The organism is Wolbachia endosymbiont (group A) of Gymnosoma rotundatum (assembly GCF_947250765.1).
GTDB lineage: Bacteria > Pseudomonadota > Alphaproteobacteria > Rickettsiales > Anaplasmataceae > Wolbachia > Wolbachia pipientis.
On the sequence record NZ_OX366347.1, the window covers coordinates 1,269,272 to 1,284,369 of the forward strand.

At 34.4% G+C, this 15,098-nt stretch carries 15 protein-coding genes and 5 pseudogenes; 8 read left to right on the forward strand and 12 right to left on the reverse strand.

Going from position 1 to position 15,098, the window contains the following annotated elements; translation table 11 throughout:
- Nucleotides 1-3: 3 nt before the first annotated feature.
- The 6 genes from OOK97_RS06350 to OOK97_RS06375 are packed head-to-tail and all read right to left on the reverse strand — an operon-like array spanning nt 4 to nt 2,897.
- On the reverse strand, nt 4-576 hold the full coding sequence (locus tag OOK97_RS06350; protein WP_007548576.1) for an NADH-quinone oxidoreductase subunit C: 573 nt from the start codon (nt 574-576) through the stop codon (nt 4-6).
- Nucleotides 569-1,075: a NuoB/complex I 20 kDa subunit family protein gene (locus tag OOK97_RS06355; protein ID WP_006279574.1), complete on the reverse strand. Its 507-nt coding sequence runs from the start codon at nt 1,073-1,075 to the stop codon at nt 569-571. The genes OOK97_RS06350 and OOK97_RS06355 overlap by 8 nt, the downstream gene beginning before the upstream one ends.
- Before the next feature lie 3 nt (nt 1,076-1,078).
- The gene (locus OOK97_RS06360) at nt 1,079-1,432 is read right to left on the reverse strand and encodes an NADH-quinone oxidoreductase subunit A (RefSeq protein ID WP_006279576.1); all 354 of its coding nucleotides are present in this window, start codon (nt 1,430-1,432) and stop codon (nt 1,079-1,081) included.
- Between the two features lie 18 nt (nt 1,433-1,450).
- Nucleotides 1,451-1,819 carry an HIT domain-containing protein gene (locus tag OOK97_RS06365; RefSeq protein WP_264705227.1) on the reverse strand — a complete coding sequence of 123 codons (369 nt, stop codon included), beginning with the start codon at nt 1,817-1,819 and terminating at the stop codon, nt 1,451-1,453.
- Between the two features lie 3 nt (nt 1,820-1,822).
- A complete protein-coding gene (locus tag OOK97_RS06370; protein ID WP_006279579.1) occupies nt 1,823-2,080 on the reverse strand; it encodes a hypothetical protein in 258 nt (85 codons plus the stop codon).
- A 22-nt stretch (nt 2,081-2,102) separates the two neighbouring features.
- Nucleotides 2,103-2,897, reverse strand: coding sequence for a hypothetical protein (locus tag OOK97_RS06375; protein WP_264705228.1), 795 nt, complete (start codon nt 2,895-2,897; stop codon nt 2,103-2,105).
- Between the two features lie 183 nt (nt 2,898-3,080).
- Here OOK97_RS06375 and OOK97_RS06380 point away from each other — a divergent pair, with 183 nt between their 5' ends.
- Together OOK97_RS06380 and OOK97_RS06385 are read left to right on the forward strand one after the other, a co-directional pair.
- The gene (locus OOK97_RS06380) at nt 3,081-4,610 is read left to right on the forward strand and encodes a UDP-N-acetylmuramoyl-tripeptide--D-alanyl-D-alanine ligase (protein WP_264705229.1); all 1,530 of its coding nucleotides are present in this window, start codon (nt 3,081-3,083) and stop codon (nt 4,608-4,610) included.
- 50 nt (nt 4,611-4,660) lie between these two features.
- Nucleotides 4,661-4,879 (forward strand): annotated as a pseudogene (locus OOK97_RS06385) (SDR family NAD(P)-dependent oxidoreductase); the annotation flags it as partial.
- A gap of 4 nt (nt 4,880-4,883) precedes the next feature.
- On the opposite strand, the gene OOK97_RS06390 reads toward OOK97_RS06385, so the two are convergent.
- Together OOK97_RS06390 and OOK97_RS06395 are read right to left on the reverse strand one after the other, a co-directional pair.
- Entirely contained in the window at nt 4,884-6,230 is a 1,347-nt protein-coding gene (locus OOK97_RS06390) for an IS110 family RNA-guided transposase (protein ID WP_264705004.1), read from the reverse strand.
- A 203-nt stretch (nt 6,231-6,433) separates the two neighbouring features.
- On the reverse strand, nt 6,434-7,426 hold the full coding sequence (locus OOK97_RS06395) for a hypothetical protein (protein WP_264705231.1): 993 nt from the start codon (nt 7,424-7,426) through the stop codon (nt 6,434-6,436).
- Nucleotides 7,427-8,140: 714 nt separating this feature from the next.
- Between OOK97_RS06395 and OOK97_RS06400 the strand changes: the two are divergent.
- Nucleotides 8,141-9,258, forward strand: a pseudogene (locus OOK97_RS06400) (IS481 family transposase).
- Here the strand turns inward: OOK97_RS06400 and OOK97_RS06405 are convergent.
- The 3 genes and pseudogenes from OOK97_RS06405 to OOK97_RS06415 form a co-directional block, all read right to left on the reverse strand.
- Nucleotides 9,255-9,489, reverse strand: a pseudogene (locus tag OOK97_RS06405) (transposase); the annotation flags it as partial. The pseudogenes OOK97_RS06400 and OOK97_RS06405 overlap by 4 nt on opposite strands.
- Nucleotides 9,490-9,511: 22 nt before the next feature.
- Nucleotides 9,512-9,685, reverse strand: a pseudogene (locus OOK97_RS06410) (IS5-like element ISSoc13 family transposase); the annotation flags it as partial.
- Between the two features lie 116 nt (nt 9,686-9,801).
- On the reverse strand, nt 9,802-10,686 hold the full coding sequence (locus OOK97_RS06415; protein ID WP_264705232.1) for an Rpn family recombination-promoting nuclease/putative transposase: 885 nt from the start codon (nt 10,684-10,686) through the stop codon (nt 9,802-9,804).
- Between the two features lie 416 nt (nt 10,687-11,102).
- Here OOK97_RS06415 and rnhA point away from each other — a divergent pair.
- The 5 genes and pseudogenes from rnhA to OOK97_RS07480 all read left to right on the forward strand — a co-directional run.
- Nucleotides 11,103-11,532 (forward strand): annotated as a pseudogene (gene rnhA / locus OOK97_RS07465) (ribonuclease HI); the annotation flags it as partial.
- Nucleotides 11,533-11,620: 88 nt separating this feature from the next.
- Complete coding sequence (gene mutL, locus OOK97_RS06425) at nt 11,621-13,417, forward strand: DNA mismatch repair endonuclease MutL (RefSeq protein ID WP_406719909.1); 1,797 nt, start codon at nt 11,621-11,623, stop codon at nt 13,415-13,417.
- Between the two features lie 149 nt (nt 13,418-13,566).
- A complete protein-coding gene (locus OOK97_RS07470) occupies nt 13,567-13,704 on the forward strand; it encodes a hypothetical protein (RefSeq protein ID WP_264705233.1) in 138 nt (45 codons plus the stop codon).
- A gap of 20 nt (nt 13,705-13,724) precedes the next feature.
- The gene (locus tag OOK97_RS07475; protein WP_264705675.1) at nt 13,725-13,877 is read left to right on the forward strand and encodes a hypothetical protein; all 153 of its coding nucleotides are present in this window, start codon (nt 13,725-13,727) and stop codon (nt 13,875-13,877) included.
- Nucleotides 13,834-14,052 carry a hypothetical protein gene (locus OOK97_RS07480; RefSeq protein WP_264705234.1) on the forward strand — a complete coding sequence of 73 codons (219 nt, stop codon included), beginning with the start codon at nt 13,834-13,836 and terminating at the stop codon, nt 14,050-14,052. Before OOK97_RS07475 ends, OOK97_RS07480 begins: the two co-directional genes overlap by 44 nt.
- 73 nt (nt 14,053-14,125) lie before the next feature.
- Here the strand turns inward: OOK97_RS07480 and OOK97_RS06445 are convergent, their stop codons facing one another.
- On the reverse strand, nt 14,126-15,013 hold the full coding sequence (locus OOK97_RS06445; protein WP_264705235.1) for a hypothetical protein: 888 nt from the start codon (nt 15,011-15,013) through the stop codon (nt 14,126-14,128).
- Between the last annotated feature and the right edge of the window lie 85 nt (nt 15,014-15,098).

Genomic DNA, 15,098 nt, shown 5'->3' on the forward strand with positions numbered 1-15,098 from the left:
TTTCTACTCCTTTGTATTTACTTTTATGGTTTTACCTTCCCAAGGCGATAAGCTATCAAACATACGAAAATCTTGCGGTAAATCTATAGGATTATACACAACCTTTTTTGTCTCTATATCATATCTTACTTCCTCATAACCAGTGAGAGGGAAATCTTTTAACATTGGATGACCTTTGAATCCATAGTCTGTTAGAATCCTACGCAAATCAGGGTGATCAGAAAACTCTATTCCATACATATCAAACACTTCACGCTCAAACCACAAAGCCGTACTAAATATCTTCGCTACACTTGGAGGCATGTCGCTTTCACATAACTGAAGCTTTATGTGTACTCTAATATTATGCACAATGCTGAGCAGATTGTATATTAGCTCGAAGCGCTTCTCTCTATTTGGATAGTCAACCCCAAAAATATCAACTAATAGTTCAAACCTACACTTTTCATCATCACGTAGAAAGAATAGGTGCTTTTCAATTTCATCTAAAGTTGAATATATTACAATAATGCCATCATCTTTTTGAATGCACTCGCATTTGGTCTTTTTTTGTATATACTTTGCAGTTTTATCCATTCCGAGTCCGTTTTATTTTGTTTTGTAGGCATAGCATTCCATATAGCAACGCCTCAGCGGTTGGTGGGCATCCAGGGACATACACGTCAACTGGCACAATTCTATCACAGCCTCGGACTACTGAATAAGAGTAATGGTAATAACCACCACCATTTGCACAACTTCCCATGGAAATAACATACTTCGGGTCTGCCATTTGATCATAAACCTTGCGCAATGCTGCTGCCATTTTATTAGTTAGTGTGCCAGCAACAATCATCACATCTGATTGACGTGGGCTTGCACGAAACATTATACCATATCTATCAAGATCATAACGGCTGGATGCAGTATGCATCATCTCAACTGCGCAACATGCAAGACCAAATGTCATTGGCCACAATGAACCAGACCTTGCCCAATTCATTACATAATCTGTTAAATCACCAAATTTAGTGACAAGAAACCCTTCTTTTTTATAACGACCCCAGTCATCATTAGATAGAATTTGATTTGTCATAAACTACTCCCACTCTAATGCACCTTTACACCATTCATAGATAAAACCTATAGTGAGTATTGCAAGAAATACCATCATAGACCAAAATCCACCATAGCTTATCTTAGATAAAGAAACAGCCCAAGGAAAAAGAAAAGCAATTTCTAAGTCAAATATTATAAATAATATTGAAACTAGATAAAATTTAATGTCAAAATTTTTTCTTGCACTGGATAGTGGATTGAAGCCACACTCATATGTGGAAAGCTTTTCACCATCTGGCTTACTCACTGCAAGAAACATAGGCAATATACCTAAAGCAAAAGATACTACAATTGATACGCAGATAAAGATTACTATGGTTAAATATTCGCTCATTTAACAAAACATATAACACTATGAGTTTACATGCTTTCCTAACTTTTTACCACCTAAAATATGCACGTGAAAGTGTGGTACAACCTGCTCTCCATTTTCACCGTAGTTAGTGACTAATCTATATCCTGTTTTTTCTAGATTATATTTGTGTGCTATCTCTCTTACAGTTTTGAAGAAATCCGCTATTTCCTCTTCAGGAGCTTTTAGAATGAAATCATCATATGAAATATATTGATTTTTTGGTATAACTAAAATATGAACTGGTGCGTCAGGGTACTTATCATGAAAAGCTAGTACATTTTCATTTTCATGTACCTTCTCACAAGGTAACTCACCTTTTAATATTTGAGCAAAGATGTTATCGCTATCATAAACTTCATTGCTCATATTTTAAGAGCGACCTTTCCCTCTTTCTTCGTTTTTCTCTACATTAGGTGTAGATAGTGGTTTTATCGCTTCACCAGAAGCATCTTCAAGATTTAAAGAGCTTACAAGTTCCCTTACTTTTACCATGTCCTGCTGTTCTTTCAAAAAGGGTTCTATTCCACTTACCCTTTTTCCAGTAATAACTCCTGGTTGTAAGTGATACATATCCCCAGGAACAGTGAGACTATGATGTCTTTCCTCTATTTTTTTAGCTTCACTCATAATACTCCCCTATAACTTATTTTTACATTCCACAACTTTGCGACTTACCTGGCTTTATAGCTTCTTGCGCCCATTTTTTCTCACCTGAAGCTATAGTTACTGAAGGCTGACCAGCCTTTAGTAACCCTTCGCTATTTGTAAGTCCTGCAGGTTTCGTAGCTTCTGATGACTGCTTTTGATTATCATATTCCTTATACAATTTTTCTGCAATACCATACAGCAATTTTAAGTCTGTGTGAACTTTAAATTCTCCACCAGTAATTTTTGCTAGATCTTTAAGGTTACCGTCAACTTTTTGTTTAATTTCTTCAATAGCAAGCTTTTTTATCTCCTCTGGACTCTTTCCTTTATTTTTAGAGTCAGTTTTAATGTCTTCAATTATTTTTTTAACATCAACTTCAATTACAATTTTATTTTCTTCTCTATGTATAGTGATGTTTGAATACTCACTTTTTAGTGCTTTTATTTTATTCAATTGTTCATCATTCAAATAAGGTATATCTCCCGTCAGAGTTCTTGACACTAAAAAACTTACCTTTCCTATCCCTTTCTTTTGCTCTGTTATTTGTACACCAAGATCCTTACTAGCCTGTGTGGTTTCTATAGGTGGATCATATTCCCTTTCTTCTTCAGGTACATCTATACCAACAGCTTTCTTTAACGAAACTGTAGCATCATGTTTCATTTCACCCGTTGAAGCAAACGGCTTCTTTATAGGGTAAATAAGTGCTTTAGGCACAAGAGCAAACACCCGACCTGTAGCTTCTACACCTGTTTTAACTGCTCCGCCTATCTTAGCCCAAATAGATTCTGCCATACATACCTCCAAGGTAGTTTCTATAACTAAATACATTTTAATTATAGACGAAAAAATTTAAACTTCTATATCCATTATAAGATAGAATTATAGGGATTGCAACCATTATTTGCACATTGTCTAAAACATGTAGTATTTTCGCTACTTTTATTGTTCAATTTATTATAAAGAATACTCTAAATTATGTTTAAATGGAACACAAATAATATCATTGATGCAACTGGCGGAAGAGACGTAAATGGTTGTAATTGGATACATAGCTCAAATATTTCAACGGACACAAGAAGCATAAAAAAAGGTGATTTATTTATTGCCCTCAAGGGAAAGAATTTTGATGGCCATAATTTTTTGCATGAAGCGTTTTTAAAAGGGGCTGTCGCTGCAATAGTGAGTGAGGGTAAATATAAAAGTTTCCCTCTCATGATTGTACAAGATACCCTGAAAGCTTTGCACGATATGGCATCATACTACATTAGAAATGTTCTTATTGATGCTAAAGTTATTGCAGTTACAGGCAGTGTCGGGAAAACCACTACAAAGGATATGCTGCATACTGTTTTATCGCAATATGGAGTGTCCCATGCAAACGAAGGTAACTTAAATAATAATATAGGATTGCCTTTGACAATTCTGAAAGCTCCAAAAAACTGCCAGTACTTAATTCTTGAAATGGGAATGAATAAAGCTGGTGAAATAAAAGAATTATCAAAAATTAGTAATCCGAATATTGCAGTTATTACCAACATCGAACCTGCACATACTGAAAATTTTTCATCACTATTTGACGTTGCACAAGCGAAGTTAGAAATTCTGTATGGTATGAAAAATAACGGTACTTTGGTTTTAAGCAGAGATAATAAATATTATGATTATCTCTCATCACACGCCAATAGAAATGTAATAAGCTTCGGTAAAGATAAAAATGCTGAAGTTTGTTTACTAAACTTAATAAGAAACGATGAATCTTCTGTCATTTCAGCACTATCTTCTGTCATCCCAGTGCTTGACTACTTGGATCCAGGAAGTTCAATTGCAAATGAGCATATCAGACGGTTGTATAATAAAGACTGGATTCCAGCGTCACGCGCTGGAATGACATCAAACCGAGTTGCTAATAGATTAAGTTTAAAAATCAGGCTGAGTGATAATCAAATTATAAACTGTAATTTACGTGTACAAGGTGAGCATTTTGCTTATTCGCTACTTGCTGTTGCAGCAGTTGTGCAAAGCCTCGGACTTGATTTATCAAAATTACCACTTGCACTTAAGAATTTTAGTGTAGCGAAAGGTAGAGGCAATATTCATAAGGTCAAATACAATAGAAAATATATACATTTAATTGATGACTCCTATAACGCCAGCCCTGCTTCGATGAAAACTGCGATAAAAACTTTGAGTACATATTCTAATCAGAGAAAAGTAGCTTTGCTTGGTGATATGTTGGAACTTGGTGATGAAAGCATAGAGTTTCATACAGATTTGGTTAAGATTATCACAGAAAATAATATAGATAAAGTTTATACAGTTGGTAAATTTATGTTAGAATTGCATGAGCTTTTGCCAGATAATATAAGAGGCACGCATTTTAATGATTCTAATCAATTGAAAAGTGATTTAGCTAACATTATTCAGAATAATGACGCAATTCTAGTTAAAGGCTCACGAGGAATGAAAATGGATCTTATTGTACGGGAATTCGTAATAAAATATTAAGCGAAATCATTGTATTAATTTACAGTAACAAATTATTAGGAACTTTAATTGTGACAAAACGTGTAATTATTTTTGGTGGAACGGGGTTTATAGGGAAACACATCGTAAGACGCTTGGCAGCAGAAGGATATTTAATAAAGATATTCACTCGCAATCAGGAAAAAGCTGCTTGTTTAAAATTGTGTGGCAATTTAGGACAAATATCAATATTTAAAGGCGATTTTTTTGATGAAAAATCAGTTCTGGATGGTATGGAAGAATGTGATGTAGCTCCTAAGAAACTCCCTCAATTAGCTCTTCCTGTTGCACCAAGATATAACCAAAAACCCGTGCCTTTTTGATCAAATTTTTCACGACTCTCTCTTTGTAACGTGTTTCGTAATAGTTCATTCCTTTTTCCACATACTCTTGTCCGTATCTCAACATTTGATAGAAGATACACGCTAATTTCCTTGCTGTAGCAGTAATTGCTTTTGGGGATCCCAGTTGCTTTTTTAATCTTCTATAATATGCACCCAATGCACTCTTACTTTTTCCCACGGCATAAGCAGCCATTCGAAATGCATTCGCAGCACGATTGATAACCTCACGAGTTCTTGTCCTAAATACTTTTTCCCCTGTAATCTTATTAGCAGGACTTAGCCCCAACCATGAAGTAAAATGCTTTTCTGATTGCCATTTACTGTAGTTAATACCAACTTCCGAAATAATAGCTTGTACAGTTAGTACATCAAATCCAGGAATTTTAGTAAAATCTATACCGGTTACTCGATACAATTCTTCACGCAAGGCAAAGTTTAGCTTATCTTTTCGATACTTACTTCTTTCCTTGCTTAACTCTCTACTCTCGTCAGATTTTGCTTCAAATGTCTTATAGTGGTTTTCAATATTTTTGTCACACTCTGCTATTTTTTCCTGATAAACATTGTATAGTTCAAATTCCTGCTGTAATGCAAATAAATGTTCCTCTCTGTAGTCACCTGTTAGTGCTTTGGCAATAGCCGATTTATCACTCTTTATTCGCACATCCCTTAATTCAGCTAATTTATTAGGATTTCTTTCACCTTCGATTATAGCCTTAATAATTTGCATTCCAGTGACACCTGTTATATGGCTTATTACTTTATGTAACTGAATATTCATTTGTACTAACGCCTTTTGCATCCTATTAATGTGTGTAGTCGCACTTTCTGTAAGATTTTTACGTTGCCGAACATAACTACGCAATATGCACATTTGATCATCTGGCCTAAACGATCCTTGGATTAACCCATAACTGTGTAGTTGTTGTAGCCATTGGCAATCCTGGACGTCTGATTTTCTCCCAGGTACATTTTTTACATGCCTTGCATTTGCCAGTTTTACTTCGAATCCATACGATTCAAGTACTTGGAACAAAGGAATCCAATATACTCCTGTTGACTCCATAGCTACTGTAGTAACTTTACACTTCTTTAACCACTTTGCTATATTGTGAAGATCTTCTGTGAAGCAGCTAAACTTTTGTACACGTTGTTCATCTCTTTCTTCAGGTATACATACATAATGCACAGATGAACCGATATCTATTCCTGCTGCGTTAGGATTCATTATCTCTAATTTACTTTTTGCTTTTTTCATGGTAGCTCCTATAATTTATAATAACGAAGCGCTTCAGCTTGGGAATGGTTAAGATTATACAATCTCCTAAACGAGGTAGTCATAAAATATGGCTCCATCAATGGTTCGAACGTTCCTCCCAAAACCATGCTATAAAACGGGCACTTATGGCACCAGTGAAACATTCGGTTATAACTGCAAAAGCACCTCCTGTACAATTGTACTTAAAAACTACTAAAACTTAAATTGGAGAGTTTCTTCCTGGTTTGACAGATTTTTCTGTTCGGTGCTATGAAATCAAAGAATTTCCTACCATTGTCAGTTGAAAGAAATCTTCCTTCTTTTCCCTTTAGTCCTTTCTCTTTCATCCAGTCTAGCATCTGTTTTTGAAAATCATGTGAAATGAGATCAGAGTCAATTAACTTAAACTTTTTTCCTATTTCTCTACCAATAATGCTATTCAGTACAATCTCATTAGGTTGATTTACTGCAAATACTAGATGTGCAAGAAACTCTTCTACTTTTTGATCTATACCTTGTCCATTAATTTCTTCTTGTGCTGTGCTACTTTGTGTGAAATATGAAATCAGACCATTATTACTTTCTAATCTATACCTTATGCCACCATCTTGAAAAAAATAATCATAGGTGCTAATTGTTTTTACTAAGATTTCTATTCCATTGCTTTTGAGTTTTCTTATTTGGCCTTGTACTGCATTGCAAAAATCAAAATCAATGTTAGTACAGATAATAAAATCCTCTAAGATACCCTCTTTAAAACTTTTGTTCTTTTTAATTTTTAAATAGGAAATAAAATACTTTTCCAAGTTAAATTCACCATTTTTATTTTGCGTCAGTAAATCTCCCACAGTAATTTTTTTATTCTCATCTAATTTATGTTTAGCCTGTAGAAAACGATACCTGATATGGCCTTGATTATCGATATACCGGAATACTAAGTCATCAAATTTTTCTGCATCATCCCATTCTGTTGCTAGACGGAAGTCATAACCTTTGTTTAAACCACGGTTTAAAAAGAGCATTAATAGTTTTAATTGGTAGACATTACCATGTAGGCTATATTTCAGTCCAGAAGCTGAATAAGTTTCATATATTCCCTCATGCTTATCAACTAGAGTGTCTAGTTTACTATCCTTTACAACATCAATGCTATTGTATTGGTATTTTAATTTTTTATTCTTCTTGAAATCAATCATGATAGATTAAGTATCAAAATGACCATCTTTATAATAAGTAGTTAATTATAGTTAATATTTGTTATTTATAAAATCAAGTAACTACTTAACTTATATGAAGAATAGATATAAAACATGAAACTTTCGTTAAAAATACCAGAACAAACCATCCCAAAACGAACACTTCTCACAACAGTTGGTTTTGAGTGCTGAAGGTGTTTATATTGTTTAAGTTCCTAATAGAAAGCAATACTAAATTAGTAGTAATTCATTTGAAAGTGACAGGAAATTTATAATAATTCTATACTCTAAATATGATGAAGTCTTTGTTATTGCTTTCTATAAAAAATGTTCTTAACTTTCTTTAGATTTTTTTGGTCAAGGTCACCTGTTCCTTTTTCTATTAAGTAGTTCTGCTGCTGCAACATAAGTTCCTTAAATAGCCACCTCTTTCCACAGCAAGTCTCCCAGCAACCATTAGCAGCAGTTTCAAATATCAATTTTCACTCATGTTAGTAAAGATTTATGAAAAGATAATATGAGAAGAAAGCAAGAGAGTCAAAGCGTAGGATAATAACATATACTAAAAATGTTTTACAAAGCTTAACCATTATGTCAAATTGAGGGTGGACTTATGGAAGAAAATGTTTTGTTTTAAACTTTGTATTAGATAGAACTTGATCTGACACTTTAAAAAAGTAAGTTATAAAATAATAAAAGAAAGGAGTGTTAGAAATGAGTACGATACAAACAAAAATACTAAAACCAAAGTTAGGGTTATTAGAACTAGCAAAGCAATTAGGTAACGTATCACAAGCGTGTAAGGTGATGGGTTATTCGCGTGATACATTTTATCGATTTAAGGAGTTATATGAAAGTGGGGGAGAAGGAGCATTACATGAAATAAGTAAGAAAAAACCCCTATTGGCAAACAGAGTTTCCGAAGATATAGAAAGAGCAGTAGTAAATATTGCAACAGAATTTCCAGCATATGGACAGCAAAGAGCTGCAAATGAGCTGAGAAAAAGAGGTATAATAATTTCCGAAGGTGGTGTGAGATCTGTATGGCTAAGAAACGACATTGAAATGTTCAAAAAAAGACTTAAAGCCCTTGAAGCGAAGGTTGCACAAGACGGCATAATTTTAACTGAAGAGCAACTTGCAGCATTGGAAAAAGTTAAAGAGCAAAGAGAAGCTCACGGTGAAATTGAAACAGAACACTCAGGTTATTTAGGGTCTCAAGATACTTATTACGTAGGCAATATCAAGGGCGTTGGGCGCATTTACCAGCAGACTTTTATTGATACATATTCGAGAGTGGCTTTTGCTAAGCTTTATACAGATAAAACTGCTATTACCGCTGCCGACTTGCTGAATGATAGAGTAATACCATTTTTCGATGTACAAAACGTGCCATTATTACGCATTTTGACTGATAGAGGTACAGAATATTGTGGTAAACCAAAAAATCACGCTTATCAGCTTTATTTGGGAATTGAAAATATTGATCATTCAAGAACTAAAGCCAATTCACCACAAACTAATGGCATATGCGAGAGGTTTCATAAAACTATGCAAGATGAGTGTTACAATATTATCTTTAGAAAGAAAATCTACAGTTCTTTAGAAGATTTGCAGATAGATGTTGATCATTGGTTGCGCTCTTACAATGAGACCAGGCCTCACTCAGGTAAATATTGCTATGGTAAAACACCTATGCAGACTTTTCTGATAGCAAACACATTGCTTTTCAGAAAAATATTAGTAACGTTAAACAAGAGACTGATATTAGTTTTAACTACCTCAATTCTCTGTCGGGAGTGTTAAATAAACTGTGTCAAACCACATTTTAATTCAACTCAATTTTCAATCTATCAGGAAAGAAAATGTCGAGCTGGGACATAGTTAATACGTACAGGCATCGTCCACTTTTCTTCCATCTTTCTTATAGCACAATATATCAGCTTGTACAAGCTGGTAAATGAGCCCTTGGTCTTGGTGAATTTCCTAATTTGTCTATGCAACCCCTCAATTGGATTAGTGGTGTAAATTACTCTCCTCATTGGATCAGAATACTTGAAATAACTAGGCTCTGTGAACAAAATTTTAGAGCAGCCATATAAGTGCTCCAACAAAATTTAAAAATCCCATAAATACTACAGCAGTCTTGTCAAAGCGAGAGAAGATGCGCCTAAAATGCTTTATTTTACCAAAGAAACACTCAATCAGATGGCGCTCTTTATAAACATGTTTGTCATACTCTCTCTGCATTTTTCGGTTGTACTAGACACAACTTGATCTGACAGGCATGAATTAACTGACAGAAGAATTGAGGTAGTTAAAACTAATATCAGTCTCTTGTTTAATACAATTAATGGCTGGAAGAAGGTAGTAGACTAAAAAGTTTCTTCCTTAAGTTGTGTAATATTAGCCTGAGGAAGGCCAGTTGTCTGGGAAATGACATCAATAGAAATGCCAGCCTTAAGTAGGTTTTTTGCAACTTCGATTTTTTCTTCTTGTCTACCTTCTTGTCTACCTTTTTGAGTAGCATCATCGAGTTTTTGAGCAAGGACAGCCTGTTCGTCACGAATGCGCTTTATCTCTTGTTCATAGGCAATAAATTCTTTTTCTGACCAGTTGAACCTATTTAGTTCTTCATATGCTCTTTTAATTATTAGATCACTTCCTATTATTCTCTCTAGCTCTTCCTCACTAGTTTCGTCTGCATATCTAAAGAAGTAGACCCATTTTTCAACTATACTTGAAAGCTGATCTTCTTTGGTTTTTGGAAATTTAGGCAACTCAATAAATATAAAGTAAAAATCTTTTAGATCATGTTCATTAGTATCTTCATCGCGAATGGTATGCTTTGACTTATACTCAGACTTATCAGGAAATAAAATACAATCTGCTATAGCAATAAAGATAATTTCCTTAAGGTCATGATATTGATCACCTTTATCAGCCTGTCTTGAATAAGCTTTAGCAGCATAGTATTGGGCACGTTTTTCAAAGCCTTTGGTTTTAGCAACCTGCATTTCGACTATGACTTGCAGCCCATTTTCATCTCTACAAAGAACATCAACAATGCTTTGTTTTTTAGAGGCAATATCAGGGTCTTGAATAGTACTTAAAAACTCTATATCCTTTATTGCACTTTTGCCAGTGAAGCCAAGAATATCATTAAGAAAGTGAATAAGGATATCTTTATTTTTTTCAGTACCGAAGATCCGCTTAAACGATATATCATTCTTAGGATCGAGAAACTTCGAAAGAGCCATGAGAAAGTAAGATAAAAAGCATTAATAATTATACACAATTGTGAAGGAATATTCAACGTTTTTGTGCTAAAGTCTATTAAAGTTAGCTAAATTTCAAGAGTTGGCAAAAAATTACCTCCATAGATGACCATAGAATGCTACTGCGCACCTTAGATGTTTATTTTATTATCTTTTACAACTCCCTCCATAAACCCCAGCAAATGAATTGATGAGCTATTAAGAGCTTAAAAATATTTATTTTCAGTGTGAGAGACTAACCTCCTAATAAAAATACGAGCCTAAAAGCTCAATTACGATTTACCTAACATCGTGAGGACAGGTTTGTCAATCTCTCACACCTTACATTTTAAAATATTCAAAAAATAATATCAACATATTTCGGTAGCAAATTTACGTTGAATCTATATCCTGTAAGTATGGGCGAAAAAAAGAAGGTTACAATATATACAGATGGAGCATGTTCCGGAAATCCAGGGCCTGGTGGATGGGCGGCCGTGGTGATGTATGAAAATAAAAGTGTCTTTATCAAAAAACGCATCTCTGGAGGTGAAAACGAATAACAAAATGGAGTTAAAGGCTGTGATTAACGGGCTAAAGATGTTGAAAGTTTCTTGCGAAGTTGTTTTACACACTGATAGTCAGTATATTAAACAAGGTATAACAGAGTGGATCAATAAATGGAAGGTAAATGGTTGGAAGACAGCCGATAAAAAGCCAGTGAAGAACAGAGAATTATGGCAGGAACTAGATGAAGTTGCTTTGCAGCATGATATTAATTGGAAGTGGGTTAGAGCTCACAACGGTAATATGTACAATGAGGAGGCAGATAGACTTGCTAGAAAGGAATCTAAAAAGCTAAAATATAGAGATTGTGAGGTCAAAAAATCACCAAAAATAGAGGGAACTCTAAGTTTCATAGATTGGGTGGGGTATTATGGCAATAATTCTTTTAGACACAAAAACTATAAATCGTATAGCAGCGGGAGAGGTAATAGAAAGGCCAGCGAGTGTAGTAAAGGAATTAGTAGAAAATGCAATAGATGCTGGAAGTTCAGAGATAGAGATCAAAATAGAAAGTGGTGGACGTAACCTTATAACTGTGACAGATGATGGAAATGGAATAGAAAAGAACGATCTGGAACTAGCACTTATGAGGCATGCCACTTCAAAATTAAGTGATAGTGAGTTAATAGAGATCAGACATCTTGGCTTTAGAGGAGAGGCTCTGCCTTCAATTGCAGCAGTAAGCAGAATGAAATTATCATCTAAGGCAAGTGGAGCAAAGGAAGCATGGTCTATAAGGTATGAGGGAGGAGAAAAAATAAGAGAGATTACCCCTTGTTCTTTGTTGCAAGGTACATATATTGAAGTTCGTGACTTATTTTTTGCTACACCAAATAGACTAAAGTTTCTAAAAACCGAAAGGGCAGAAACACAAAGTATTGTTGATATTGTGAATAACTTAGCGATGATTAATTATAGTATTGGGTTTACTCTCACTTCTGGTAATAAAAAGCTCTTAAAATATGTTAAGCAAACTTCGCTGTTCAACAGATTATGTGAAATAGAAGAAGAATTTCAAAGCAATTCACTGGAAGTTAAAGAGGAAGAAGAAGGCATCAAACTTAAGGGACACATCTGTAAACCTAATGTCAATCGTGGCAACTCAACTCAGATTTATACGTTTGTTAATGGAAGGCCAATAAAAGACAATCTACTTGTTGGTGCAATTAGATATGCGTATCACGATTTTATTCCAAACAATAGGTATCCTTTTGCAGTGTTGCATTTAGAAGTACCATATGACCAAGTAGATGTAAATGTGCATCCAAATAAATCGGAAGTAAGATTTCAGAATAAAAGGCTAATATATGAAATAGTGAGAAGAGGGATAATAAAAACACTATCAACGAGATTTGCAGCGGGTGATCAAGGTATTGAAGAGGAGCTAATTTTTAATGATAGTAAAAGCCAAGAGCAGGTTGATAGTCAAGGGAAAAAAGATCAAAAAGAGTTTTATGAAAGGAGACCAAGTCTTTTAGAAAATCGTCTAATGAAAGAATTCAATGCACCAGATGAAAGAAGGCAAAGCTTACCAGAAACTTTTAAGTATGGAGAATCCCCACCCCAAAAGGGAACGATGGTTTTAGAAAGGAAGCAAATTGATTTGGTAGAGGATCATCCCCTAGGATATGCACGTTGTCAGGTCCACAATACTTACATTATTGCTGAGGCTGGAGATGGGCTGATTATAGTAGATCAACATGCAGCCTATGAGAGGTTGATCTACGAGTGCTTAAAGCAAAAATCAAGCATAAAAAGACAAAAACTTCTTCCTGAAACAGTTGAAATTAAAAACCAAGCAGGAATGGGGATGGTTAAAACTTATAAAGATGAGCTTTTTGAAATGGGTTTTGATATTGAAATACAATCAGAAGATAAAGTAACGATAAAAGAAATACCTGCAATCTTGGGAACAATAGATATAAAAGAGATGCTAGTTGATATAGTAGATAAGTTAATGGAAATGGAAGATACGTTGCCAATAGAGGATAAGGTGAATAAAATATCAGCCACAATCGCTTGCCATGGAGCAGGAAGAAAAATGAAATTGGAAGAGATGAATGAGATACTAAGACAAATTGAGAAAACTCCATATTCTGGTCATGAAAGACCAACGTATATAGAAATGAAACTAAGTGATATAGAAAAATTGTTTGAAAGGAGATGAGTTCAGTTTGTCAAAAAGGTTCTCAATTAGGTATACGTAACGGCTCTTCTGATTATGGGGTGTAAAATGTGAAAAAAAGAGAATAATTGTTCTAACTTTTTAGATTACAAAGTATAGCTCTTTTTACAATAATCCGAACAGACCGTAATATGCTACTGGCCTGCTATAGCCATAAACACATATCTTATCGCATTCGGACTATTATAAGAAAGGCTATAATAGGACAGGAAGTAAGAAATCGTAGGTTAGCAAAGGGATATACTCAAAAAGATTTAGCAAAAAAATAGGAACAACATATCAGGTAATACTGCAATATGAAAAAGGAACACGCAGAATTTCAATTAAGAAGTTATATGAATTAGCAGAAGCATTATCAACAACTGCTAGAGATCTAGCTTGCGGACAAGAAGTATCAAATGAGGAAAAGTACGAGGGAGAAGAGGTTAGTAAGAAGACATAGGGAGATTAAGGATCAAGAATTACACGAAACGTTTTATTTATTAACTAAATTCATCCGTATTAGTGAGGAAGAAAGTGGAAAGGCAGTAAAAATAGAGGTGGCAAAGGGTTTAGTTAAGGAAGGAGTTTCTGCTCATGTTATCTCTGGAACAACAAAAGCTTATGATTTAGCATGATTGTGGCATTTTTACTCTGTAATTTCCATAGCCAAACCCCAGCAGAGTGTTGCTGAGGTGTGACTATGAATTATTAACTAACAGCCTGATTTACTGTTCTGTCTGAAGTAGCAGATGGTTTATCAATTTCTGTATTTGGACTCTTTTCACAAATTTTGTCAATACCAATAGCCATTAATATAACTGCTGCTGAAGCTACTAAAACTAACGCGACTATAGGTAAATCGAACATAAATGCTGTAACAGCACCAGCTGCAAATAGTGTAACAATGCTTAGAGCCATTTTTCCTTTGTGCTTACTCCAGAAGGTTGCATCGCTCTTTTCTGAAGTGTCTATACTGACAGAAGATTTAACCTCTTCTGTTGTTTTTGAAAGAGTGGTTAGATGATTTATTATCTTGTCCATGTCTTTTTTATTATCAACACCTTCCTTATGCTCTTCAGCCCACTTTAATAGAGACATTCCATTCGCTTGTATAAAGTTAGCTCCTGCATCTTTCAGAGCGTTGAATACCTTTAAATTGCCACGCTCAACAGCTTTTATTATTGTAAAATTTACAATTTCTTTTTTTTCGTTAACAAGAGGTTTTAATTTTGGTAATAGTAAATCCAATATCTGGTTTGCCTTTTCATCATCCTGTGACCTTTCAATAAGAATAGCGAAAGGATTATCTTCTCCAGCTATTACATTAACACTAGCCCCTGTATTTAGTAAAAGCTTTACCACTTCTACATCGAGGTCTTGACAAGCACGTATTAAGAATGCATCTTGTTTTAGTCCAATATTAAACACGTGATCTAAACTAAAACCACTTTCTTTCCATGCTTTAAATTCAGGTGTGTTTTTTATCTCTTCTCCAAGTTCTTGTTCGATTTTTTCTATCTGCTCCGCATCTTTGATGACTTGAGTCAATATTGCCTTTAATTTCTTGTATATTTCTGAAAACTGTGGATAGTCCATATCTTACTCCTATAAAAATTAAATTATTACATATATTTATAAATAAGTCAATTTTTATAAAAGACAAATAAAATGTTAAATAGCT

What these genes read in the sequence shown, in the direction of transcription:
- OOK97_RS06355 (WP_006279574.1), bottom strand. Translation starts at nt 1,075, where the DNA reads ATGACAAATCAAATTCTATCTAATGATGACTGGGGTCGTTATAAAAAA.
- OOK97_RS06350 (WP_007548576.1), bottom strand. Translation starts at nt 576, where the DNA reads ATGGATAAAACTGCAAAGTATATACAAAAAAAGACCAAATGCGAGTGC.
- mutL (WP_406719909.1), top strand. Translation starts at nt 11,621, where the DNA reads ATGGCAATAATTCTTTTAGACACAAAAACTATAAATCGTATAGCAGCG.
- OOK97_RS06375 (WP_264705228.1), bottom strand. Translation starts at nt 2,897, where the DNA reads ATGGCAGAATCTATTTGGGCTAAGATAGGCGGAGCAGTTAAAACAGGT.
- OOK97_RS06380 (WP_264705229.1), top strand. Translation starts at nt 3,081, where the DNA reads ATGTTTAAATGGAACACAAATAATATCATTGATGCAACTGGCGGAAGA.
- OOK97_RS06445 (WP_264705235.1), bottom strand. Translation starts at nt 15,013, where the DNA reads ATGGACTATCCACAGTTTTCAGAAATATACAAGAAATTAAAGGCAATA.
- OOK97_RS06390 (WP_264705004.1), bottom strand. Translation starts at nt 6,230, where the DNA reads ATGAAAAAAGCAAAAAGTAAATTAGAGATAATGAATCCTAACGCAGCA.
- OOK97_RS06365 (WP_264705227.1), bottom strand. Translation starts at nt 1,819, where the DNA reads ATGAGCAATGAAGTTTATGATAGCGATAACATCTTTGCTCAAATATTA.
- OOK97_RS06360 (WP_006279576.1), bottom strand. Translation starts at nt 1,432, where the DNA reads ATGAGCGAATATTTAACCATAGTAATCTTTATCTGCGTATCAATTGTA.
- OOK97_RS06370 (WP_006279579.1), bottom strand. Translation starts at nt 2,080, where the DNA reads ATGAGTGAAGCTAAAAAAATAGAGGAAAGACATCATAGTCTCACTGTT.
- OOK97_RS06395 (WP_264705231.1), bottom strand. Translation starts at nt 7,426, where the DNA reads ATGATTGATTTCAAGAAGAATAAAAAATTAAAATACCAATACAATAGC.
- OOK97_RS07480 (WP_264705234.1), top strand. Translation starts at nt 13,834, where the DNA reads ATGAGGAAAAGTACGAGGGAGAAGAGGTTAGTAAGAAGACATAGGGAG.
- OOK97_RS06415 (WP_264705232.1), bottom strand. Translation starts at nt 10,686, where the DNA reads ATGGCTCTTTCGAAGTTTCTCGATCCTAAGAATGATATATCGTTTAAG.
- OOK97_RS07470 (WP_264705233.1), top strand. Translation starts at nt 13,567, where the DNA reads ATGCTACTGGCCTGCTATAGCCATAAACACATATCTTATCGCATTCGG.